The sequence below is a fragment of the Pseudomonas sp. KK18 genome (genome assembly GCF_037094675.1).
Lineage (GTDB): Bacteria > Pseudomonadota > Gammaproteobacteria > Pseudomonadales > Pseudomonadaceae > Aquipseudomonas.
The window spans coordinates 6,920,584-6,943,773 of sequence record NZ_CP146605.1 but is presented as its reverse complement, the minus strand read 5'-3'; the positions used below and the strand labels follow the sequence as shown (position 1 = coordinate 6,943,773).

Annotated in this window: 20 protein-coding genes; 13 read left to right on the top strand and 7 right to left on the bottom strand. The window is 60.7% G+C overall.

Going from position 1 to position 23,190, the window contains the following annotated elements:
• Window positions 1–13 precede the first annotated feature (13 nt).
• Window positions 14–1,249 (top strand): sterol desaturase family protein, encoded by a 1,236-nt coding sequence (locus V6607_RS31670; RefSeq protein WP_003214017.1) that lies wholly within the window; start codon window positions 14–16, stop codon window positions 1,247–1,249.
• Here the strand turns inward: V6607_RS31670 and V6607_RS31665 are convergent.
• Window positions 1,230–1,868: a DedA family protein gene (locus tag V6607_RS31665; protein ID WP_003214015.1), complete on the bottom strand. Its 639-nt coding sequence runs from the start codon at window positions 1,866–1,868 to the stop codon at window positions 1,230–1,232. The two genes, V6607_RS31670 and V6607_RS31665, sit on opposite strands and share 20 nt — an antisense overlap.
• 229 nt (window positions 1,869–2,097) lie before the next feature.
• On the opposite strand from V6607_RS31665, the gene hemB reads away from it, so the two are divergent.
• On the top strand, window positions 2,098–3,111 hold the full coding sequence (hemB, locus tag V6607_RS31660; RefSeq protein ID WP_134327514.1) for a porphobilinogen synthase: 1,014 nt from the start codon (window positions 2,098–2,100) through the stop codon (window positions 3,109–3,111).
• Window positions 3,112–3,129: 18 nt separating this feature from the next.
• Complete coding sequence (gene ppk1 / locus V6607_RS31655; RefSeq protein ID WP_003214009.1) at window positions 3,130–5,358, top strand: polyphosphate kinase 1; 2,229 nt, start codon at window positions 3,130–3,132, stop codon at window positions 5,356–5,358.
• 186 nt (window positions 5,359–5,544) lie between these two features.
• On the opposite strand, the gene ppx is transcribed toward ppk1, so the two are convergent.
• Window positions 5,545–7,047, bottom strand: coding sequence for an exopolyphosphatase (gene ppx / locus V6607_RS31650; RefSeq protein WP_003214007.1), 1,503 nt, complete (start codon window positions 7,045–7,047; stop codon window positions 5,545–5,547).
• Window positions 7,048–7,519: 472 nt separating this feature from the next.
• Here ppx and V6607_RS31645 point away from each other — a divergent pair, with 472 nt between their 5' ends.
• The 4 genes from V6607_RS31645 to V6607_RS31630 all read left to right on the top strand — a co-directional run bounded on the left by V6607_RS31645 (window position 7,520) and on the right by V6607_RS31630 (window position 12,087).
• Window positions 7,520–8,179: a DUF1120 domain-containing protein gene (locus V6607_RS31645; RefSeq protein ID WP_134327513.1), complete on the top strand. Its 660-nt coding sequence runs from the start codon at window positions 7,520–7,522 to the stop codon at window positions 8,177–8,179.
• A 123-nt stretch (window positions 8,180–8,302) separates the two neighbouring features.
• Entirely contained in the window at window positions 8,303–9,019 is a 717-nt protein-coding gene (locus tag V6607_RS31640; RefSeq protein ID WP_207241471.1) for a fimbria/pilus chaperone family protein, read from the top strand.
• A 7-nt stretch (window positions 9,020–9,026) separates the two neighbouring features.
• Window positions 9,027–11,531, top strand: a complete 2,505-nt coding sequence (locus tag V6607_RS31635) for a fimbria/pilus outer membrane usher protein (protein WP_256349469.1) — start codon at window positions 9,027–9,029, stop codon at window positions 11,529–11,531.
• Window positions 11,497–12,087 carry a hypothetical protein gene (locus V6607_RS31630; RefSeq protein ID WP_134327511.1) on the top strand — a complete coding sequence of 197 codons (591 nt, stop codon included), beginning with the start codon at window positions 11,497–11,499 and terminating at the stop codon, window positions 12,085–12,087. The genes V6607_RS31635 and V6607_RS31630 overlap by 35 nt, the downstream gene beginning before the upstream one ends.
• A gap of 4 nt (window positions 12,088–12,091) precedes the next feature.
• Here V6607_RS31630 and V6607_RS31625 read toward each other — a convergent pair whose 3' ends face one another.
• Genes V6607_RS31625 through V6607_RS31610 form a run of 4 tightly spaced genes read right to left on the bottom strand, consistent with a single transcriptional unit; the run spans window position 12,092 to window position 14,939 of the window.
• Window positions 12,092–12,829, bottom strand: a complete 738-nt coding sequence (locus tag V6607_RS31625; RefSeq protein ID WP_003213999.1) for an amino acid ABC transporter ATP-binding protein — start codon at window positions 12,827–12,829, stop codon at window positions 12,092–12,094.
• The gene (locus V6607_RS31620; RefSeq protein WP_003213996.1) at window positions 12,816–13,466 is read right to left on the bottom strand and encodes an amino acid ABC transporter permease; all 651 of its coding nucleotides are present in this window, start codon (window positions 13,464–13,466) and stop codon (window positions 12,816–12,818) included. Before V6607_RS31620 ends, V6607_RS31625 begins: the two co-directional genes overlap by 14 nt.
• Window positions 13,463–14,131: an amino acid ABC transporter permease gene (locus V6607_RS31615; RefSeq protein WP_003213995.1), complete on the bottom strand. Its 669-nt coding sequence runs from the start codon at window positions 14,129–14,131 to the stop codon at window positions 13,463–13,465. The genes V6607_RS31620 and V6607_RS31615 overlap by 4 nt, the downstream gene beginning before the upstream one ends.
• Window positions 14,132–14,153: 22 nt before the next feature.
• Window positions 14,154–14,939 (bottom strand): transporter substrate-binding domain-containing protein, encoded by a 786-nt coding sequence (locus tag V6607_RS31610; RefSeq protein ID WP_003213993.1) that lies wholly within the window; start codon window positions 14,937–14,939, stop codon window positions 14,154–14,156.
• 255 nt (window positions 14,940–15,194) lie between these two features.
• On the opposite strand from V6607_RS31610, the gene V6607_RS31605 reads away from it, so the two are divergent.
• From V6607_RS31605 to V6607_RS31580, 6 genes are all read left to right on the top strand, one after another.
• Window positions 15,195–15,890, top strand: coding sequence for a FadR/GntR family transcriptional regulator (locus V6607_RS31605; RefSeq protein WP_003213991.1), 696 nt, complete (start codon window positions 15,195–15,197; stop codon window positions 15,888–15,890).
• A 121-nt stretch (window positions 15,891–16,011) separates the two neighbouring features.
• The gene (gene trxA / locus V6607_RS31600; protein WP_003213989.1) at window positions 16,012–16,341 is read left to right on the top strand and encodes a thioredoxin TrxA; all 330 of its coding nucleotides are present in this window, start codon (window positions 16,012–16,014) and stop codon (window positions 16,339–16,341) included.
• Window positions 16,342–16,575: 234 nt separating this feature from the next.
• Complete coding sequence (rho, locus tag V6607_RS31595) at window positions 16,576–17,835, top strand: transcription termination factor Rho (RefSeq protein WP_008438874.1); 1,260 nt, start codon at window positions 16,576–16,578, stop codon at window positions 17,833–17,835.
• Window positions 17,836–17,991: 156 nt separating this feature from the next.
• Complete coding sequence (locus V6607_RS31590) at window positions 17,992–19,977, top strand: acyltransferase family protein (RefSeq protein WP_102604079.1); 1,986 nt, start codon at window positions 17,992–17,994, stop codon at window positions 19,975–19,977.
• Window positions 19,978–20,066: 89 nt separating this feature from the next.
• Window positions 20,067–21,533, top strand: coding sequence for a 4-hydroxy-3-polyprenylbenzoate decarboxylase (gene ubiD / locus V6607_RS31585; RefSeq protein WP_134327510.1), 1,467 nt, complete (start codon window positions 20,067–20,069; stop codon window positions 21,531–21,533).
• Window positions 21,533–22,501: a CDP-6-deoxy-delta-3,4-glucoseen reductase gene (locus tag V6607_RS31580; RefSeq protein ID WP_134327509.1), complete on the top strand. Its 969-nt coding sequence runs from the start codon at window positions 21,533–21,535 to the stop codon at window positions 22,499–22,501. The genes ubiD and V6607_RS31580 overlap by 1 nt, the downstream gene beginning before the upstream one ends.
• Window positions 22,502–22,651: 150 nt before the next feature.
• On the opposite strand, the gene V6607_RS31575 is transcribed toward V6607_RS31580, so the two are convergent.
• A complete protein-coding gene (locus tag V6607_RS31575; protein ID WP_003213979.1) occupies window positions 22,652–23,128 on the bottom strand; it encodes a hypothetical protein in 477 nt (158 codons plus the stop codon).
• Window positions 23,129–23,190: the final 62 nt, after the last annotated feature.

Here is a 23,190-nt window from a genome sequence, read left to right as displayed (position 1 = left end):
ACCGGACTTGCCCATGGACTTCGTCCCTTACGCGGTACCGTTTTTCATTGCCTTGATCGTGGTCGAGCTGCTGGCCGACTACCGGCGCGGCCAACGCAACTACCGGGTGGCCGACGCCATCAACAGCCTCAGCACCGGCGTGCTGTCCACCACCACAGGACTGCTGACCAAAGGGGTGGGCATCCTCACCTATGCCTTCGCCCTCAAGCACCTGGCGATCATTGAGCTGTCGGCCCAAAGCGTCTGGACCTGGGTGTTCGCCTTTGTGTTCTATGACTTCTGCTACTACTGGCTGCATCGCATGGGCCATGAGCGCAACATCCTCTGGGCCGCGCACTCGGTGCATCACCAGAGCGAGGACTACAACCTCAGCACCGCCTTGCGCCAGACCAGCACCGGCTTCCTGCTGAGCTGGATCTTCTACTTGCCGCTGGCCGTGTTGGGCGTGCCGCTGGTGGTGTTTATCAGCGTGGCGTCCCTCAACCTGCTGTATCAATTCTGGGTGCATACGCGGCATGTGCCGAAGCTCGGCTGGTACGAGTGGTTCTTCGTCACGCCATCCAATCATCGGGCCCACCATGCACAGAACGCTCTCTACATGGATCGCAACTACGGCGGGGTGTTCATTATTTGGGACCGCCTGTTTGGCTCCTTCCAGGAAGAAGACGATAACGAGCCGGTAATCTTTGGCGTGACCACGCCCTTGGCCAGTTGGAACCCGCTATGGGCCAACCTGCAGTTTTATGCGCAGCTGTGGAGTGATGCACGGCGCACCGAAAGTGGGTGGGACAAGCTGCGGATCTGGTTCATGCGCACCGGTTGGCGCCCGGCGGATGTGGCGGCAAAGTACCCGATGGCCAAGCCGGACTTGAGCCAGTTCCGCAAGTTCGAGGTGCCGCTGGATGGGCGCCAACAGATTTACATCGCGCTGCAGTTTGCCGCGTACGTGGGTTTTGGCAGCTACCTGATGAATTTCGGCGAGGGCTTGCCGACCGCTGCCCTGGTGTTGGGCTGGAGCGCGATGGCATTGGGGTTGTTTACCCTGGGGGTGGCGCTGGAGAATCGCCCGTGGGCGTTGAAGGCTGAGCTGGTGCGCCTGGCACTGAATGTGCCTTTGGTGTGGCTGGCGCCGCTGGTGGGGCTGTGGCCGGCCAGCGCGTTGGGCTGGCTGGGCCTGGTCAGTTACAGCTTGCTCAGCGGCATCGGCCTCTACTGTTGCAGAGACCGGCTTACTCGACTGGCGTCGTAGGCTTTTCGGCTTTTTCAGGTTCGCCGGCCGCCAGGCGAACCTTCTCGGCGGCACAGGCTTCGCGGGTCAGGCGGGCGTTCTTGACGCGCCGGCGAATCCACAAGCCCAGGCCCAGCACCAGCAGTGCGCCCAGCACCCACAGCTCGTACTTCTTGACGCTGCCCAGCATGCCTTCCAGTACCGCGCCGAAATGGTAAGCCGCAGCGCCCAGCGCAGCGGCCCACACGGCGGCGCCAATCCCGTTGAGCAACAGGTAGCGACCCGGCGGGTAGCCCGACAAACCAATGGCCACCGGCATCACCGTGCGCAAACCGTAGACAAACCGGAAGCTCAGCACCCAGATGTCCGGGTGCTTGCGGATATGCTCCAGGGCCTTGTCGCCCAGCAGTTGCCAGCGCGGCTTGCGCGCCAACAGTTTGCGGCCGTGCTTGCGTCCCAGGAAGTACCACAACTGGTCGCCGGCGTAGCTGCCGAAAAAGGCAACGACCACCACCAGGTTGATATCCATGTATCCACGGAACGCCAGGAAGCCTGCGAGAACCAGGATGGTTTCGCCTTCGAAGAAGGTGCCTAGGAACAGCGCAAAGTAGCCGAAGTCATGCAGAAATTGTTGAAGCATGGTCTGGGTGCTGGCGAAATGAACGCGCAGCCTACGCCTTCGTGAACATTCATGAAAGTATCGAGATGTGTCACGAAGTGAACAATTCCTACATAAACGACGAATGCGACTACAGGTCGCACGCCGGTTGCCTTACGGCGCATGAGCTAACCACAACTGTAATTCCTTCGTCATAATGGCCGCTTATAACTGTCACGCTCGCCCGTCAAGCCGGGCTCAGGAGTCTGCCGTGAGCTTTACCCCCGCCAACCGCCTGTTTCCCGCCACTCGTCTGCGTCGCAACCGTCGTGATGATTTTTCCCGGCGCCTGGTGCGTGAAAACGTGCTGACGGTGAATGATCTGATCCTGCCGGTGTTTGTGCTGGACGGTGAAAGTCGTCGGGAAGCGGTGGCGTCGATGCCGGGCGTGGAGCGCTTGACCATTGATTTGCTGCTCGAAGAGGCCGCGAACTGGGTTGAACTGGGGATTCCGGCGCTGGCGCTGTTCCCGGTCACGCCGTCTGGGCTGAAGTCACTGGACGCCGCCGAAGCCTGGAACCCCGACGGCATCGCCCAGCGCGCCACCCGCGCCTTGCGTGAACGCTTTCCGGAGCTGGGGGTGATTACCGATGTGGCGCTGGACCCGTTCACCACCCACGGGCAGGATGGCATTCTCGACGAAGAAGGCTATGTTCAGAACGACATCACCGTTGATGCGCTGGTAAAACAGGCCTTGTCCCACGCCGCAGCGGGCGCCCAGGTGGTGGCCCCCTCGGACATGATGGACGGTCGCATCCAGGCGATTCGCGAAGCCCTGGAGCTGGCCGGTCACGTCAACGTGCGCATCATGGCCTACTCGGCCAAGTACGCCAGCGCCTATTACGGCCCGTTCCGCGATGCGGTGGGTTCGGCGCTGAACCTGGGTAAGGCCAACAAGGCCTCGTACCAGATGGACCCGGCCAACAGCCACGAAGCCCTGCACGAAGTGGCCGCGGACCTGGCCGAAGGCGCCGACATGGTGATGGTCAAGCCCGGGATGCCGTACCTCGACATCCTTTATCGGGTCAAAGAGGAATTCAAGGTGCCGACCTTTGTCTATCAGGTCAGCGGTGAATACGCCATGCACATGGCCGCGATCCAGAATGGTTGGTTGAGTGAAGGGGTGATCCTTGAATCCCTGACTGCCTTTAAACGCGCGGGTGCTGATGGCATCCTGACTTACTTCGCCGCCCGCGCCGCCCAATTGCTTAGAGAGCAACACTAGCCCTCACAGGAACACTCGATGAATACCGAAGGACTCACAGAAGTTGCCGTAAAAGACGCTCACCCGGTGGTCGAACAAGCTACCGAGACCCCGCCGGAGCTGGAGCCGGCCCCGCCTGCCGTGGTGGCCGAAGCGCCCGCTGCCGCGCCGGTACCGGTGGTTGCGGTTACCAACCTGGATGACAGCAGCCTGTACATCCATCGCGAGCTGTCACAACTGCAATTCAACATCCGCGTGCTGGAACAGGCGCTGGATGAGTCCTACCCATTGCTGGAGCGGTTGAAATTCCTGCTGATCTTCTCCAGCAACCTGGACGAGTTCTTCGAGATCCGTGTCGCCGGCCTGAAGAAGCAGATCACGTTCGCCCGTGAACAAGCCGGTGCCGACGGCCTGCAACCGCATCAGGCCCTGGCCCGCATCAGCGAGCTGGTACACGGCCACGTGGACCGCCAATACGCGATCCTCAATGACATCCTGCTGCCGGAACTGGAAAAGCATCACGTGCGCTTCATCCGGCGCCGGCACTGGACCACCAAGATCAAGACCTGGGTGCGCCGCTACTTCCGCGACGAAATCTCGCCGATCATCACCCCCATCGGCCTCGACCCGACGCACCCGTTCCCGCTGCTGGTGAACAAGAGCCTGAACTTCATCGTCGAGCTGGAAGGTATCGATGCCTTCGGTCGCGACTCGGGCCTTGCGATCATTCCGGCACCGCGCCTGTTGCCACGGATCATCAAGGTACCGGAAGAGGTGGGGGGCGCTGGCGATAACTATGTATTCCTTTCGTCGATGATCCACGCCCACGCCGATGACCTGTTCCAGGGCATGAAGGTCAAGGGCTGCTACCAGTTCCGCCTGACCCGTAACGCCGACCTGGCGCTGGACTCCGAAGACGTCGAAGACCTGGCCCGCGCCCTGCGCGGCGAGCTGTTCTCCCGTCGCTACGGTGATGCGGTGCGCCTGGAAGTGGCGGACACCTGCCCGAAACACCTGTCCGACTACCTGCTCAAGCAGTTCAACCTGAGCGAGACCGAGCTGTACCAGGTCAATGGCCCGGTGAACCTGACGCGCCTGTTCAGCATTACTGGCCTGGACAGCCACCCGGAGCTGCAATACACGCCGTTCACCCCGCAGATCCCGAAACTGCTGCAAAACAGCGAGAACATCTTCAGTGTGGTGAGCAAGCAGGACATTCTGCTGCTGCACCCGTTCGAGTCCTTCACCCCGGTGGTCGACCTGCTGCGCCAGGCCGCCAAGGACCCGCACGTGCTGGCTGTGCGCCAAACCCTGTACCGTTCCGGCGCCAACTCCGAAATCGTCGATGCGCTGGTGGATGCCGCGCGTAACGGCAAGGAAGTGACGGCAGTGATCGAACTGCGGGCGCGGTTCGATGAAGAATCCAACCTGCAACTGGCCAGCCGCCTGCAAGCGGCCGGCGCGGTGGTGATCTACGGCGTGGTCGGCTTCAAGACCCACGCCAAGATGATGCTGATCCTGCGCCGCGAAGCCGGTGAGATCGTGCGCTACGCCCACTTGGGCACCGGCAACTACCACGCCGGCAACGCCAAGCTCTACACCGACTACAGCCTCCTGACCTCCGACGACGCGTTGTGTGAAGACGTCGGCAAGCTGTTCAGCCAGTTGATCGGCATGGGCAAGACCCTGCGCATGAAGAAACTGCTGCACGCGCCGTTCACCCTGAAGAAGGGCATGCTCGACATGATTGCCCGCGAGACCCAGTTCGCCCTCGAAGGCAAGCCGGCGCACATCATCGCCAAGTTCAACTCGCTGACCGATCCGAAGATCATCCGCGCGTTGTACAAGGCCAGCCAGTCGGGTGTGCGTATCGATTTGGTGGTGCGTGGCATGTGCTGCCTGCGGCCGGGCATCGCCGGGGTCTCCCATAACATCCACGTGCGTTCGATCATCGGGCGCTTCCTGGAGCACACGCGGGTGTTCTACTTCCTCAATGGCGGCGAGGAGCAGATGTTCCTCTCCAGTGCCGACTGGATGGAGCGCAACCTCGACAAACGCGTGGAGACCTGCTTCCCGGTGGAAGGCAAGAAACTGATCATGCGGGTCAAGAAGGAGCTGGAGAGTTATCTCACCGATAACACCCACAGCTGGAGCCTGCAGTCGGACGGGCGCTACGTGCGCAACACCCCGACCGGCAACCAGAACCCGCGCAGCGCTCAGGCGACATTGCTGGAGAAGTTGGGCAGCCCGATTCTGACGGTGAACTAAAAACCGACGCGGTCAAAAATGTGGGAGCGGGCTTGCTCGCGAAAGCGGTGGATCAGTCGATGAATCTGTTGACTGACACTCCGCCTTCGCGAGCAAGCCCGCTCCCACATTTGTTTTGTGGCGTTAGATTGTTCCCACGCTCTGCGTGGGAATACATCCTGTGACGCTCCGCGTCACTCACTCATATCAGCGCACGTTCAGCGTGAACCCAACCCGCGTCAGCCACTCGGCTTCCTGGGCGAAATCCGCCTGGGTCAGCTGGTTTTCATCAAGCCAGTTCTTCGGGAATACCACGTCCAGGCTGTCGGCATTGGCCCGCAGGACCACTTGCGGCATTTCCTGGGTACCACGGATGTGGTGGAACAGGATCGCAAACCGCAGCAGCGCGCACAGGCGAATCAGCTTGATGCCCTCGGCACCGAACTCGGCAAACTTGTCCCGGGGGATGTTGCGGCGGTGGCCGCGTACCAGCAGCGCGAGCATCTGCTGGTCTTCACGGGAGAAACCCGCCAGGTCCGAGTGCTCGATCAGGTAGGCGCCGTGCTTGTGGTAATGGTAGTGGGCGATGTCCAGCCCCACTTCATGGACCTTGGCCGCCCAGCCCAGCAGTTCACGCCACACGCCGTCTTCCAGGTCCCAATCCGCTGCGACCTGGTCGAAAGCATGCAGCGCCTTGCGTTCAACCCGCGCCGCCTGTTCCAGGTCGACGTGGTAACGCTCCATCAACGAGCTGAGGGTGCGCTCACGGACGTCTTCATGATGATGACGGCCCAGCAGGTCGTAGAGCACCCCTTCACGCAGGGCGCCATCGCAGTGGTCCATGCGTTGCAGTTCAAGGGCGTCGAAAATCGCTTCGAGAATCGCCAGGCCCGCCGGGAAAATGGTGCGGCGATCAGGCTTGATGCCTTCGAAGTCGATCTTCTCGGCATCCCCCAGCTTGAACAGCTTGCGCTTGAGCCAGGCCAGGCCTTCGGCGTTGACCTCGCCAGTGCCATGGCCGCCGGCCTTGAGGGCCAGGCCGATGGCGCGGATGGTGCCGGACGAACCGATGGCCTCATCCCAGGTCAGGCGGTGCAGGGCGTGCTCGATGCTCATGATCTCCAGCCGCGCCGCCGTATAAGCCTGGGCGTAGCGGGCCGGGGTGATCTTGCCGTCCTTGAAATAGCGCTGGGTGTAGCTGACGCAGCCCATTTGCAGGCTTTCGCGCAGCAGCGGCTCGAAGCGCTGGCCAATAATGAATTCGGTACTGCCACCGCCGATGTCGGCCACCAGGCGCTTGCCCGGAGTGTCGGCCAGGGTGTGGGACACGCCGAGGTAGATCAGGCGCGCTTCCTCGCGGCCGGAGATGACCTCTACCGGGTGCCCGAGGATCTCCTCGGCGCGGCGGATGAACTCGCCCCGGTTGCGGGCTTCGCGCAGGGCGTTGGTGCCGACGATCCGCACGGCGCCCGGGGGCATGCCGTTGATCAGTTGGGCAAAGCGCTTCAGGCAATCGAGCCCGCGCTGCATGGATTCTTCATTGAGCTGACGCTCGTCGTCGATCCCGGCAGCCAGTTGCACTTTCTCGCCGAGCCGCTCAAGGATGCGGATTTCGCCGTTCTGGGCCTTGGCCACGACCATGTGAAAGCTGTTGGAGCCCAGGTCGATGGCGGCGATCAGGGACAGATTCTTGGCTTGGGATTGCGGCATGGTTAAGGGGTCTCGGTCGATAACCTCGCCATCGTGCCACGATCAACCGCTGACGCCAACGCGTAGTGCTTCCGGAATTCGCTCATCGGTGTCTTGGAGGAAAATCTGCAGGATATGTAGGGCGATTCTTGATGCGCCTGGCGATTGTTCCGTAGGGCAAGTGGAGTAACGGAAATCTCCAGCTTTAATAGGCTTCCTGAATATGCCTACATGGCTGGGTTATTTGTTCCAGTCGATAATTAAGTCAGGACTACTGCAAGGATGATCTAAGGGGACATTGTTTTTTTACCGCTCTGACACTAGTTCAGGCGTCGTCTCATTCTTTCTTCGGGTGTTTACGAGAGAGACTGTCACTCGGCAATTAGGCCGTGGTGTTAACTATTTGTAGTTTGCCTATCAAGGTTGATAGCAGTTGGGCATGGAATAGCCCGGCGAACCACATGCACCTGAGAACTTCAGTGACAGGATGAACATGAACAGAACATTTGGTTTGGCAATAGTTGTCGTTGGCCTGGCGGTAAGCATGGGTACCCAAGCAAATACAAGTGGTGCCGGAAACCTGAGAGTCACCGGAACCATTAAACCAGCTGCATGCACGGTAAACCTCGGCGCCACAGGCGGCACCGTTGATTACGGTACGATCAATGCGTCGAGCATTCCGCTGACCTCTTTCTATCCTCTGCCGGAAAAGTCGCTGCCGTTAAACGTCAACTGTGGTGCGGCGGCTGCCCAGATGGCACTGTCCGTTACTGACTCACAAACAAACAGTGTCGTAAGGGGGATCCTGGGAGCCGGCTTCACCGACAACCACAACTTTGGCCTTGGCGCGGTCGGAACCAGGAATACCGGTGGCTATTCGATCAGGCTCGCCACCTTGACCACTGTCGGCGCTACGCTGTACCCGCTTAGAAGGACAAGCTCCGGCGGTGCCTGGAGCACCAGTGACGGCAAGGTCGAAAAATCTCCTTACCAGCACTCCTGGAGCCGTAATAACAACACAACTCCAGCCGCGGTCTCTTCCGTTACCGGCACTCTCGTAGTCAAGGCTGTGATCAATCGCGGCGATGCACTGGATCTCAGCAGGGATATTCAATTGAATGGAGCTGCCACTTTGGTAGTAACTCGAATCTAACTCTATAAACATGGCCAGCATTTAGCAGGCGGTCGCGCACCGTGGCTTCGTGCTGGCTCTTTATATGCGTATAGGTATTTCGTGATTGTCAACGGTGCGTTATCTGGTTGCGGGTAGAGTTCGATGAGTCGTCTTTTAAATACAGTTAATGCTCTGTTCTGGTGTGCGAATCTTTATTTTTTAGTTTCTGGCAGTGTAAGAGCGGATGGAATGGAGCCGGAAACATCCGTTGTTATTCTTTATGAAGAGAACGGTGAAGCGACGATCAACGTAAAAAATACGGACGCTGGCCCTGCTTTACTTCACACAGTCATTCAAAACGTCCCGGAAGATCCGGAGACACTCTTGATCGTTACGCCTCCTATCGCCCGTGTCGAACCGGGCGAAACACAACTTGTGCGGTTTATCAGTACCTTGAAGCAGCCGCTCAAGACCCAGCGATTGAAGCGTGTCACCTTTGAAGGTATTCCGCAGGCGCGCGCCGAAGGGCGCTCGACCATTGGAGTGACCATTCGACAGGACTTACCGCTGATCCTGCATCCCCAGGGCTTGCCGCGGCATCAGGAGCCATGGAAGTTGCTGAAGTGGAAGCTGCGGGGTAATCGGCTGACGGTTCATAACGACAGTGCCTACGTGGTCCGGATGGGGCTGGAGGTGCACCTGCTGCCGTCGAGGCACCCGGCGATATTGCCGCGCACCTATATCCTGCCTGGCGAAGTGTTATCAACCCGCATCGAAGAGGCGGTGGCCCAGGTCAGCGGTGTCGAGATTCAACCGGCGACGGTCTACGGGTATTCGGCAACCGCCTACGAAGCCTCCGTTGTTGTCGAGGCGGGTTGAGCGGTCTATGAGAAATGCTACCCATGCAAACGATTGGAGCCTCTCTGTACGACCCATTCGAACCTCGGTTTCCCGGACTTGTATCGGCCTGGCAACGCTGTGGAGCCTTCCCGCCTGCGCGCTGGAGCTCGGATCGGGTTTTGATCTGGCGGTCTTGTCGGCGAACGGGATCGACCCGAAGGTTGCCCATTATTTTCGCAGTGCTGCGCGATTCCGCGAGGGCGTGCACGTGGTGGGGCTGCAGGTCAACGGCACCTCATTGGGCCTGGTGGAGGCACGCTTCGACTACCAGGGGCAGTTGTGTTTTACCCCGGTCCTGCTGGACAAGGCCGGGTTGCGGTTGCCAGCCGCGATTATTCGGCCGGGTATCGCGCCCGACCAGGCGTGTCATGACTTTCTCGGTGCTTACCCCGCGACCATCGTCAAGTTGCGCCCCGGCAGCGATGAGGTATCGCTGGTGGTGCCTACTCAGTCAATGCGCGAGGCCGAATGGGATGTCGGCAGTTTCTCCCAGGGCGGTATGGCAGCCTTGTTCAATTACGATGTGCAGGGATTCGAAGAACGCTTCAACAGCGGCTCTTCCCGCTCGGTTTCGGCCTACACCGAGGCGGGATTCAATATCGGCAACTGGATCGTCCGAAGCCGCCAATTCTTTGTCTCCGATAACGGCAAGCGCAGCAGCGATCATGTGAATGCCTACGCCCAACGCGATTTCGCGCCCCTGAAGTCGACCTTCCAGGTCGGGCAGATTTCCAGCAACAACCCGGTGTTCGGTGGGTTACAGCTGTCGGGTTTCCAGCTCTCGCCGGATGGCCAATCGCGCAGCCCGGGTGGCAGCAGCGTGGTGGTCGAAGGTTTGGCCCAGAGCCCATCCCGGGTCGAGGTGCGCCAGGCCGGGGTGTTGATCCATACCACACTGGTACCGGAAGGCCCGTTCACGTTGACCGGATTACCCATACTCAATGGCACCAGCGATCTTGAGGTCAGTGTCATTGGCACTCGCGGTGGCAGGCATGGGTTCACCGTCCCTGCCGCGTCCTTTGCGGGGGCGGTACCGATAGAGCCCGGTTATTACTTCTCCCTGGGCAAGGTGCGCGGGGCAAATCCGGGTGCCGGGGAGCCTCCGGTCGTGGCGATGGGCAGTGGGACCTGGGGATTGGGGCGCAACTCGTCACTGGGATTCGGCCTGTTGAGTACCGACGAATACCAGGCGGCGGGTGGCGTGTGGAGCAGTGTTTTTTTCCAGCACCTTTCGGTTGGCGTGCGCCAGAACCTGTCTCGCGATGGCCGGGACGAAGTTACCGGGGCCCGCAGCTCCGTCACCGTGGGAAGTCCGCTGTTCGCCGGCATTGAAATGACGTCGAGTGCCACTACCCAGACGCGGGGTTATCGCGAAGTACTGGAAGTGGGGCAGTCGACGCGGCGTGACCAGCGGGATGCCCGCTTCAAGGACCAATACACGGTAGGTTTGAGTTGGGTCGACCCGTCCCTGGGAGGCTTTTCCGTCAGTTATTCCCGCAGCTCGCAATTTGATGATCGCTCCGCCGAACACGTCTTTGCCTCATGGAATCAGCAGTTCAATGGCACCCAGGTGGCTTTGATTGCGGATTCCCGGATGGGCGGCTCTCGACCGCGCAAGGTCAAGAACACCGTTCGAGACGAGCGCAGCGATGTGTCGGATAAGGGGCTTTCGCTTCGGTTGCAGGTCACCGTGCCGTTCGGTGGGGATCGCCGCGTCACCTCGTATGCCAGTCGGCGGGGCGACAGGTTCGATCTTGGGACCGCCTTCAGCGATCGGGTCAACGACTATGTGAACTATGAAGTGGGGGTTGCGCGTGAGCAGGCGAGCCGTACACAGGCTGTTCACGCCCGCGTGAATGCCATGCCGCGTTACACCCAGATAGGGTTGGGTGTGCGACATGATTCATTGAGCACCGGGTATACCGGCCAATTGCAGGGCGGCGTGGTGGCCCACGACAGAGGCATGACGTTCTCGCCCTATGCCGTCCAGGACACCTTTGGAATTGTCTCGGTGGGTAATGTCGGGGCAGCCAAGGTTTCGACGCCGCAGGGGCCGGTCTGGACTGACTACCGCGGGCAGGCGGTGATCGCCAGCCTGCCTGCCTACCGCAGCAGCAATGTCGAGGTGCAAACCCAATCCCTGCCCAAGCGCATCGATCTGAAAAACGGCACCAAGGTCCTTGCGGCCGGACGCGGTTCTTTCAACACGATCGATTTCGAAGTAGTGAAAGTGCGCCGTGTATTGCTTGAGGTCCGTGACGCGCACGGCCAACCCCTGCCCCAGGGAGCCTCGGTTTTCGACAGCAACAATGCTTTCCTGACCAGCGTCGTGGGCGAGGGCATGGTCTTCCTTAACAGCCTGGATGAGTCGCGAGCGCTGAACATCTCCTTGCCAGATTCAAGCACCTGCTTGTTGCAACTGAACCTTGAGCCAGAATCCAATGACGACAAATTCTATGAAACAGGTTCGGCGGTCTGCCGTACCCTCTGAGCCGGTGGGGCCTTTTGACGGTGTACGCCTGCGTCATGGGCTTATCCTTTACCTGCTGCTGTTTGTCGTGGTGTTGGCCAATGAGGCGCGGGCAGATAACTGCCAGGTGTCCTTGAGCCAGCCCCGGGTTGATTACGGTCTGGTTCGCCAAGCCGAGCGGGGCCACCCACAGATCGCGCTGGGCAAGCGCACGCTTCGCCTGAACATGGCCTGTGAGGCGCCTGTATCCATGGCGCTGCGCTTTACGGGCGTACCCGCAGGCCTGGAGGGCTTTCGGTTTGGGCGCCAGGGGCATTTCACCCTGAGCCTGCAGTCCGCTCAAGTCGATGGAAAATCCGTTGAGCTGGTAATGCCGCACCTGTCTGAAGAGCCGGCGACCGGACGATTGCTGCCGGGCCATAGGCTTGTTGCACACGTAGCGGGTATGCCGGTGCATGGGCGCCGCTTCACCGCCCTGGTCAACGTCGAGACCTTCCTGCCTGCGGCTTTGCTGGCCGTCAGGGATGAAACGACATTTGAGGGGCAGGGCGGTTTTGAGTGGGCGCCCGGGGCCTGATGCCTCAGTCCGTGCGCTCCACCGAACCGATGAAGTTGGCCAGCTCGGCGGTCTGCGGATTGGCAAACAGGATTTTCGGGTCGCCCACTTCATGCACCTTGCCCTGGTGCATGAACACCAGCTTGTCACCCACTTCCCGGGCAAAACGCATCTCATGGGTGACCATGATCAGTGTCATGCCATCCTTGGCCAGTTGGCGCACTACGCTGAGCACTTCGTTGACCAGCTCCGGGTCCAGGGCCGAGGTGATTTCATCGCACAGCAGCACTTTGGGCGACATCGCCAGAGCCCGGGCGATTGCTACCCGCTGCTGCTGGCCGCCGGACAAACGATCGGGGAACGCGTCGAACTTCTCCCCCAGCCCAACGCGCTCAAGCATCTGTCGCGCCAATTGTGCGGCCTTGGCTTTCGGCACTTTCTGCACCACTTGCGGCGCAAGCATGACGTTTTCGCCCACCGTCAGGTGTGGGAACAGGTTGAACTGCTGGAACACCATGCCGACTTTCTGCCGCAGGGTGCGCAGGTCGGCGCGGGCGGCGTCGAGGTATTCGCCGTCGACCTCGATCACGCCGTCGTTGATCGACTCCAGGCCATTGAGGGTGCGCAGCAGGGTGGATTTGCCCGAGCCGCTGCGACCGATGATCGCCACCACCTGGCCTTCTTCGACACTCAGGTCGATGCCCTTGAGGACGTGGTGATCGCCGTAATACTTATGCAGGGCGGAAATTCTAAGCAGAGGCATGCAGTCTCCTTTCCAGGTAGCGCGCACTGAGGGACAAGGGGTAGCAGAGCAGGAAGTAACCCAGCGCCACCAGGCCATAGACCATGAAGGGTTCGAAGGTAGCGTTGGCGAGCATGCCGCCGGTCTTGGTCAGCTCGGTGAAGCCGATGATCGAGGTCACGGCGGTGCCCTTGACCACTTGCACCGAGAAACCCACGGTTGGCGCCACGGCAATGCGCAGGGCCTGGGGCAGGATCACGTAGCGCAATTGCTCCAGCGGGTTCAGGGCCAGGCTCGCGGACGCCTCCCATTGGCCGTGGGCGATGGAGTCGACGCAGCCACGCCAGATTTCGGCCAGGTAGGCGCTGGTGAACAGGGTCAAGGCAATCGCCGCCGCCAGCCAGGGCGAAATGTCCACGCCGAGCAAGGCGATGCCGAAGAACACCAGGAACAGTTGCATCAACAGCGGCGTGCCCTGGAACAGTTCGATATAGGTGCGGGCGACATTGCGCGGGAACGCCTTGGTGCTGATGCGCATAGTCATCACCAGCAAGCCGATCACGCCGCCGCCGATGAACGCCACCAGCGACAGCAGCAAGGTCCACTGCAAACCGGTGAGCAGGTTGCGCACGATGTCCCAGAACGAAAAATCACTCATCGGGCGTTCCTCATGACATAGCGCCGGCCGATCCAGTTCAGCAATTGGCGGATCATCAGCGCCATGCACAGGTAGACCAGGGTCGTCAGCGCATAGGTTTCAAAGGCGCGGAAGTTGCGCGACTGGATAAAGTTGGCGGCAAAGCTCAGTTCCTCGGTGGCGATCTGCGAGCAGACCGCCGAGCCGAGCATCACGATGATGATCTGGCTGCTCAGGGCCGGCCAGACCTTGCCCAGCGCGGGCAGCAACACCACATGGCGGAACGCCTCGAAACGTGTCATCGCCAGCGCGGCCGCCGCTTCCAGTTGCCCGCGGGGGATCGCCTGGATCCCGGCGCGGATGATCTCGGTGGAGTACGCCCCCAGGTTGATCACCATCGCCAGCACTGCCGCCTGCCATTCGGTGATTTTCAGGCCGAGGGACGGCAGGCCGAAGAAGATGAAAAACAACTGCACCAGGAACGGCGTGTTGCGGATCAACTCGACGTACACGCCGAAGATCCAACTGAACGGCTGGATCTTCCACGCCCGCACCACGGCGCCGACGATTCCCAGCGCCACGCCCAGTACTGCACCGATGGCGGTCAGTTCAAGTGTGAACAGCGCGCCGCGCAGCAGCAGATCGGTATTGGCCAGGACCGGCACAAAGTCGAATTGATAGGCCATAGGCTAACCCTCGTTACCGCGCTCAGAGATCAGCCGGCAGCGGCTCTTTGAGCCACTGCAATGCATTCTTTTCCAGGCTGCCGTCGGCCTTGGCCGCGACCAGGATCTGGTTCACCTTGTCCAGCAGCGCCGGCTCGTTCTTGTTCACGCCCACGTACACCGGCGAGTCCTTGAGCTTCACTTTCAGTGCCGGCACGCGCTTGGGGTTGCGTTCGCTGATGGCCACCATCACCACGTTGCCGCTGGCGATCAGGTCCACCTGGCCGGCGAGGTAGGCGGCGATGGTCGAGTTGTTGTCTTCAAAGCGCTTGATCGTCGCCTCTTTAGGCGCCACGGCGGTCAGCTCGATGTCTTCGATGGCGCCACGGGTCACGCTGATGGTTTTGCCCTTGAGGTCGTCAACGGTGCTGATCGGCGCATCGGGAGGGCCGAATACGGCGAGGTAGAAGGGCGCGTAGGCCTTGGAGAAGTCGATGACCTTCTCGCGCTCGGCGTTCTTGCCCAGGCTGGAAATCACCAGGTCGACCTTGCCGGTGGTGAGGAACGGGATGCGGTTGGTGCTGTTGACCGGGGTCAGTTCAAGCTTGACCTTGAGCTGGTCGGCCAAAAGCTTTGCGGTGTCGATGTCCAGGCCGCGGGGCTTCATGTCCGGGCCGACCGAGCCGAACGGCGGGAAATCCTGGGGCACGGCCACCTTGAGGGTGCCACGGGCGACGATATCGTCCAGACCGTTGGCCTGGGCGGGCGCCTGGCTCAGCATCAGGCTGGCAAACAGGGCAGTGAGCAGGGCGCTGCAACGCTTGGTCATGGCGACTCTCCGAAAAGGACGAAAGGATTTTCCGGTTTTTGCCAGTGCACAGCCCATGCCAGCACCGCCGTATTTCGCGCCAGAGCCGGTGGCTGTTGAGTCTTGGCGGTCTTACTGGTCTGAACAGTTACTGGGTTTTCTGCACCCTTTTCGAGCGCCGTCAAAACCGCGCGAGCCCCTTTGGGGCGTGGCTTGCCGGGCGCTGCGAATAGCTTTACAACTAGCCGCTCAGTTGACTGGAAACCTGAGTTTCTTATGAATTCCATCGCCCAAGCCGTACCGGAAGTGGCGCTACAGGCCATCCGCAAATTGATCGCTGACGAGGGCTTCGGGCCGGGTGATGCGTTGCCCTCCCAGCGCGACCTGGCGCTGCAATTGGGCGTGAGCCGGGCCTCTTTGCGTGAAGCCTTGTCGTCACTCAGTGCCTTGGGCGTGGTAAGTGTGCAGCCGGGCAAGGGCGTGTTCGTGCAAGCGGCCGAAGAGCTGCCGGGGTTGGCCTGGCCGTTTACGGCACAGGCGACGCCGCTGGATATCTTTCAACTGCGCTACGCCCTGGAAGGTTTTGCGGCGGGGCTGGCGGCGGTGACGCTGACCACCGGGGAGTTGGACATCCTGGAAGATAACGTCGAGGCGATGCGCAAGGAGCTGAAGGCCGGTGATTTCGAGGCAGCCGCCCGGCTGGACTTCGAATTCCACCGGCGCATCCTGCTGGCCAGCGGCAATCAGGCGATGGTGAGCATCCTCAGCGCCAGTGCCGAGGTGTTCCTGGAGAGCCAGAAACTACCGTTCATCCGGCCGGAGCGGGCCATGGAGACCTGGCAGGAGCACCGCAAGGTCCTCCGTGCCCTGGCCCGACGCGCCAGCGGGGCGGCGCAGAAAAGCATGCAGGAACATGTGCGTAACGCGGCGTTGCGTACAGGGATTGCCTTCATCACTCCCGTAACCCCATGAGTCAGGCTATACCCAAACTCATGCGCCATCATAGGAAGAGTCAATCAGCTGCAGCTTCCTGAACGCGGGAAGGGCGGCTATGATGGGCAACGTTTTTTTTGCTTACAACCCGGAGACATCCATGAGCAACGATCTTATCAAGCACGTCACCGACGCGACCTTCGAGGCCGAAGTACTGAAGGCCCAGGGCCCGGTGCTGGTTGACTACTGGGCTGAGTGGTGCGGTCCTTGCAAAATGATCGCTCCGGTCCTGGACGACATTGCCACCACTTACGAAGGCAAGTTGACCATTGCCAAGCTGAACATCGACGACAACCAGGAAACTCCGGCCAAGCACGGCGTGCGTGGTATCCCGACCCTGATGCTGTTCAAGAACGGCAACGTCGAGGCCACCAAGGTCGGCGCGCTGTCGAAGTCCCAGCTGCAAGCTTTCCTCGACGCCAATATCTAAGCGTCCTCAAAAAGCCCCGCAATTTGCGGGGCTTTTTCGTGAAACAGGGCTAGACGCTCTGAAACTCAGGTGGTACATTCGGCCCCGCACTGGTTTCTCCACTGCCCCCTGCAAGCCGTCGCCGACGCTCTCCTTTTCGATTAGTACGCGATCCTGTCGCCTTCTCTGCGGCGCGGCCTCATTAAGCCAAAAGCTTAATTTCCCCCCCTCCATAAATGATTACGTCATTCCTATATGAATCTGACTGAACTCAAGCAAAAGCCGATTACCGAACTGCTCGAATTGGCCGAACAGATGGGCATAGAAAATATGGCCCGTTCGCGCAAGCAGGACGTGATTTTCTCCCTGCTGAAAAAGCACGCGAAAAGCGGCGAGGAAATCTCCGGTGATGGCGTGCTGGAGATTCTCCAGGACGGCTTCGGCTTCCTCCGCTCTGCAGACGCTTCCTATCTCGCCGGCCCAGACGATATCTACGTCTCGCCGAGCCAGATCCGTCGCTTCAACTTGCGCACCGGTGACACCATCGTTGGCAAGATCCGCCCTCCAAAGGAAGGCGAGCGTTATTTCGCCCTGCTCAAGGTCGACACGATCAACTACGATCGTCCCGAGAACGCGAAAAACAAGATTCTCTTCGAGAACCTGACGCCGCTGTTCCCGACCGTGCGCATGAAGATGGAAGCCGGCAACGGTTCCACCGAAGACTTGACCGGTCGTGTCATCGACCTGTGTGCCCCGATCGGCAAAGGCCAGCGCGGCCTGATCGTGGCCCCGCCGAAAGCCGGCAAGACCATCATGCTGCAGAACATCGCAGCGAACATCGCCCGTAATAACCCTGAAGTTCACCTGATCGTGTTGCTGATCGATGAGCGTCCGGAAGAAGTAACCGAAATGCAGCGCACCGTGCGCGGCGAAGTGGTTGCCTCGACGTTCGATGAGCCGCCAACCCGCCACGTGCAGGTTGCCGAAATGGTGATCGAGAAGGCCAAGCGCCTGGTCGAACACAAGAAAGACGTGGTGATCCTGCTCGACTCCATCACCCGTCTGGCCCGTGCCTACAACACCGTGATCCCAAGCTCCGGCAAGGTGCTCACCGGTGGTGTCGATGCCCACGCCCTGGAGAAACCGAAACGTTTCTTCGGCGCTGCGCGGAACATCGAAGAAGGCGGCTCGCTGACCATCATCGCCACCGCACTGGTTGAAACCGGTTCGAAGATGGATGAAGTGATCTACGAAGAGTTCAAAGGTACCGGCAACATGGAACTGCCTTTGGACCGTCGTATCGCCGAGAAGCGGGTGTTCCCGGCCATCAACATCAACCGTTCCGGCACGCGCCGCGAAGAGTTGCTGACCGCCGATGACGAACTGCAGCGCATGTGGATCCTGCGCAAGCTGTTGCACCCGATGGACGAAGTTGCGGCCATCGAGTTCCTGATCGACAAGCTGAAAACCACCAAGACCAACGACGAGTTCTTCCTGTCGATGAAGCGCAAGTAACACGACGCTTCGGTCAAAAAGGATGGCGCCCCATGGGGCGCCATTTTTTTTGTTTCTGGAAAAGGAGTTTTGGCTTTAGTGTGTGTCTGTTTAGAAACAAATTCGCGTGTGTGACTACACTCGCTGTCCATCCGATCAGGCAAATTACAAGATTTTATGACCATTCTCGCTTATCGCAGGGACATTGACGGCCTGCGTGCCATAGCTGTGCTCGCTGTTGTGCTGTTTCATTTTGGTGTACCGGGCTTTACCGGCGGCTTTGTCGGCGTCGACGTGTTTTTCGTGATCTCCGGCTACTTGATCACCTCGATCATCTGGCGCGAGCGTGAGGCCGGCCGTTTCAGTTTTGTCAGCTTCTGGGCCAGGCGAGCGCGGCGTATCCTGCCGGCACTGTTCGTGATGATGCTCGGCGCGCTGGTGGTGGGCTGGTTCCTGCTGGCGCCCAAGGATTACAGCGAGTTGGGGCGCTCGATACATAACCAGGTGGTGTTTATCTCCAACCTGTTTTTCATGCGTCAGGACGGTTACTTTGATGTGGCCTCCGATATCAAACCGTTGCTGCATACCTGGTCATTGTCGGTTGAAGAACAGTTCTACATCCTCTTCCCACTGCTGCTGACACTGCTGTCGAGCCGGCTCAAATATTGGCGCACGGCGCTGTTCGTGTTGTTGCTGGTGTCATTCGGCATGAGTACATGGGCGGTGGCCCACGCTCCGGAACGAGCCTTTTTCCTGCTGCAGATGCGTGCCTGGGAGCTGTTGGCGGGTGCAATGCTGGCGGTAATGCCGGTACGCGAGTACCGCGCCAGCCCGGCGTTGGCGCAGGCCGTCAGCCTTGCCGGCCTCGGCCTGATCCTGCTGGCGGTCTTCGCGTATGACCCGAGCACGCCGTTTCCCGGCGCCGCAGCGCTGTTGCCGGTGGTGGGCGTGGTCTGCCTGATTTGGGCCAACGGCCAGCAAACTACCCTGATGAGCAAGCTGCTGGGTAGCCGCTTGCTGGTGGGGATTGGCCTGATCTCCTACTCCTGGTACCTGTGGCACTGGCCGGTGTACGTGTTTGGCAAGTACGCCAGTGTCGACGGGCTGGGCCCGTGGGAGCTTGGTGCACTGTTTGTGTTGAGCCTGGTGCTGGGTTATGCGTCCTGGCGGTTTGTCGAGGCGCCGTTCCGTGAACGTCGGCTGTTGGCAGGGCGCAAGCAAATCCTGGTGGCGGCGGGTATCGCGCTGCTTGGGGTGGGACTGCTCGGCAAAGGCCTGGTCTTGACGAAGGGCTTGCCTTGGCGCCTGTCGCCCGAGGCGCTGCAATTTGCCCAGGCGCGCGAGTGGAGCCCGGACCTTATGGCCTGCCTGGTGGATGGTGGGAAAAATCGCCACCATGGATTTTGTCATTTCGGGCCTCAGTCCGCGCCGACGCGCGCGCTGGTCTGGGGCGATAGCCATGCCACGGCGCTGGTTCCGGCGTTGCGAGACGGCGCCAGCAAGTACGGTGTCAGCGTCACGCAGGCAGGTTATGCCGGTTGCCTGCCGTTTAATCGCAAGGAAAGCGTTCCGGGCTGCCTGGCCTTTAACCAGCAGGTCACGCAACTGCTCGGCAAGGAAACCTTTAGCGACGTGGTGCTGGTGGCGCGCTGGAGCCTGTATGTCTATGGGCAGCGCGATGGTGATACCGAGGCTTCGTTGCTGGACCCGGCGACCGGAACCTATGACCGCGCCTTCGCCGAGCGGCGCTTCGCTGAAAGTCTCGGCGCCCTTGTGCAGCAATTGCGCGCCAGCGGCCATCGGGTGTGGCTGGTCAAGGAAGTCCCCCTGCAGGAATTCAGTCCGCCTTACCGCCTGAGTCGCCTGGCGATGCTCGGCCGGCCCACCGACAAAGAAGGCATGCCCCTGGATGAGCACCTCCAGCGCCAGGCCTATATCAGTAGCGTATTCGAGCGCATGGCGGCGGCTGATCCCGGGGTAAAGGTAATGGATCCGGCGCCCAAGTTATGCAGTGCGAATGACTGGTGCCGGGTGGAACTGGACGGTCAGTCGCTGTACACCGACGACAATCACCTCTCGGCGGTTGGTTCGCGGTATGTCGAGGCGTTTCTTGAACCCTTGTTCAAAGCCTTGCGCGATGAAACCCAGGCATCGGCTCTTTGAGTCTGTGTCGTCGGCAATGCTGCTCAATAAGCTGCCAGCGACCGTAAGAGCAGGTAGGATGTACGCCTATTTTACGGGTGGCATGGTTAATGAAATTCAAGGATCTTCGGGATTTCGTGCAGCAACTTGAGCAGCGCGGAGAGTTGAAACGTATCCAGGTGCCGATTTCCCCGGTCCTGGAGATGACTGAGATTTGCGACCGCACCTTGCGCAACAAGGGCCCGGCGCTGCTGTTCGAAAACCCGGTGGGCTTTGATATCCCGGTGCTCGGCAACCTGTTCGGCACTCCCGACCGCGTGGCGTTTGGCATGGGCGCCGAGTCGGTCAGCGAACTGCGCGAGATCGGCAAGCTGCTGGCCTTCCTCAAGGAACCGGAGCCGCCCAAGGGTCTGAAGGACGCCTGGTCGAAGCTGCCCATCTTCCGCAAGATCATTGCCATGGCCCCCAAGGTCGTGAAAGACGCGGTCTGCCAGGAAGTGGTGATCGAAGGCGAGGATGTCGACCTCGGCATGCTCCCCGTGCAGACCTGCTGGCCTGGCGACGTCGGCCCGCTGATCACCTGGGGCCTGACCGTCACCAAGGGCCCGAACAAGGACCGCCAGAACCTCGGCATCTACCGTCAGCAAGTGATCGGCCGCAACAAGGTCATCATGCGCTGGCTGAGCCACCGTGGCGGCGCGCTGGATTTCCGTGAGTGGTGCGAAAAGCATCCCGGCCAGCCATTCCCTGTTTCCGTTGCCCTGGGCGCCGACCCGGCGACCATCCTCGGCGCCGTCACGCCGGTGCCCGACAGCCTGTCCGAGTACGCTTTCGCGGGCCTGTTGCGCGGCAATCGCACTGAGCTGGTGAAATGCCGCGGTAACGACCTGCAAGTGCCGGCCACCGCCGAAATCATCCTCGAAGGCGTTATTCACCCGGGCGAGATGGCCGATGAAGGCCCCTACGGCGACCACACCGGCTACTACAACGAAGTCGACAGCTTCCCGGTGTTCACCGTCGAGCGCATCACCCACCGGGTCAAGCCGATCTACCACAGCACCTACACCGGCCGCCCGCCGGATGAGCCGGCGATCCTCGGCGTGGCGTTGAACGAAGTGTTTGTGCCGATCCTGCAAAAGCAGTTTCCGGAAATCACTGATTTCTACCTGCCGCCCGAAGGCTGCTCGTATCGCATGGCCATCGTGACGATGAAGAAGTCGTACCCCGGCCACGCCAAGCGGGTAATGCTGGGTGTGTGGTCGTTTTTGCGACAGTTCATGTACACCAAGTTCGTTATTGTCACCGACGACGACATCAACGCCCGGGACTGGAACGACGTGATCTGGGCTATCACCACGCGCATGGACCCCAAGCGCGACACGGTGATGATCGACAATACGCCGATCGACTACCTCGACTTTGCTTCCCCGGTATCGGGCCTCGGCTCGAAAATGGGCCTGGACGCCACCCATAAATGGCCGGGTGAAACCACCCGCGAATGGGGCCGCGTGATCGTCAAGGACGAAGCGGTCACTGCCCGTGTCGATGCGCTCTGGAAAGAATTAGGAATAGATTGATGCGTGTAACCCTGCAGCCTTCCGGTGCGGTACTTGAACTGACGCCCGGCGAGCGGATCCTCGAGGGTGCGCGCCGCCTGGGCTACGATTGCCCCCAGGCCTGCCGCAATGGCGTGTGCCACGTGTGCGCGGCGCTGCTGGTGGAAGGCCGGGTGCAGCAAGCCGGTGAGGTGCGTGACCATGGCGAGTTCTATACCTGCATTGCCGAACCGCTGGAAGATTGCATTGTGTTGTGGGATGGCGTGCTGGCGCCGGGAGAATTGCCGGTGCGCAAACTGTCTTGCCAACTGAGTGAATGCGTTGAAGTGGGCGGTGACGTCTGGCGCGTACGCCTGCGGGCACCAGCCGGCAAGGCGGTGCGCTACCACGCCGGGCAATACCTGATGATCGAGCGGGAAAACGGCGAGAAGTCGGCGTTCTCCCTGGCCTCGGCGCCCCACGCCGGGCGCGAGCTGGAATTGCACGTGCTGGCCCGGGAAGACAGCGCCCGCAGCCTGCTGGAGCAGTTGCAGCGCAACCAGATGGCACGCATCGAAATGCCGTTTGGCGACACCCACCTGGCGGAACTGCCCGACGGGCCGCTGGTGCTGATCGCCGCCGGCACCGGCATGGCCCAGATGCATAGCCTGATCGAACACTGTCGCGCCAGCGGTTTCAAGCACCCGGTGCATCTGTATTGGGGTGTACGTCGACCGGAAGACTTCTACGACATCGAGCACTGGGACCAGTGGCTGCAACTGCCCAACCTGTTCCTGCACAAAGTGGTCAGCGACCTGTGTGGCTGGGAAGGGCGCTGCGGGCTGTTGCATGAAGCGGTGTGCGAAGACATCAGCGACCTCAAGTCCGTGCATGTCTACGCCAGCGGTTCACCGGCGATGATCTACGGCACCCTGGATGCGCTGGTCGAGGCCGGCATGGATGCGCACCAGATGCGTGCTGACGTATTTGCCTACGCACCCCGCCCGTAACGTGTGGCGAGGGAGCTTGCTCCCGCTGGGCTGCGCAGCGGCCCCGAAACAGTCGCTGGGTTCTATCTTTAAGATCGCATGAACTTCAGGGCCGCTTCGCGACCCAGCGGGAGCAAGCTCCCTCGCCACAGAAGCCTTTCAGCGGCTTGATCAGAAACGAACGCCCGTGGTCACCATCGCCGCATTGAACCCGAGCAACACCAGCTCGGCGGCGACCGGCCCGTAGTGAGTGCCCACCGAGGGGATGATCACCGGCGCCACCCCCAGTCCATTCAGCGGAATCTTGTCGCGGTACTTGCCGCGATAGCCCTGGATCACACCCCCTGTCAGCTTCAAGTACACCGGGTAATCGGGCATGTCATAGCGTTTGCCGGCATAGGCGTAGTACGAACGCTGGCTGAACGAGTTGCGAAACGTCGCCCCGCCATACACCAGGCCTGACGCTTCATTGCGCTCCAGGCCGATCAGGTCCTGGTTGTTGTTGTGGTCCTTGTCCGGCGCAAAATGCCGGGTGTAGACGCTCGTCTGGGCATACCAGAAGCCTTTTTCGTCCTGGGTCGGCACTTCCGCCGCCAGGGCGGTGGTGGCCTGTGCCAGGAACAACAGGCTGGGCAGTCGGTATTTCATGGAGTGACCTCGGTAGTCGATTCGGTTGGCGGCCAGGTGGGTCGTGACAGGCGCCTATTTTG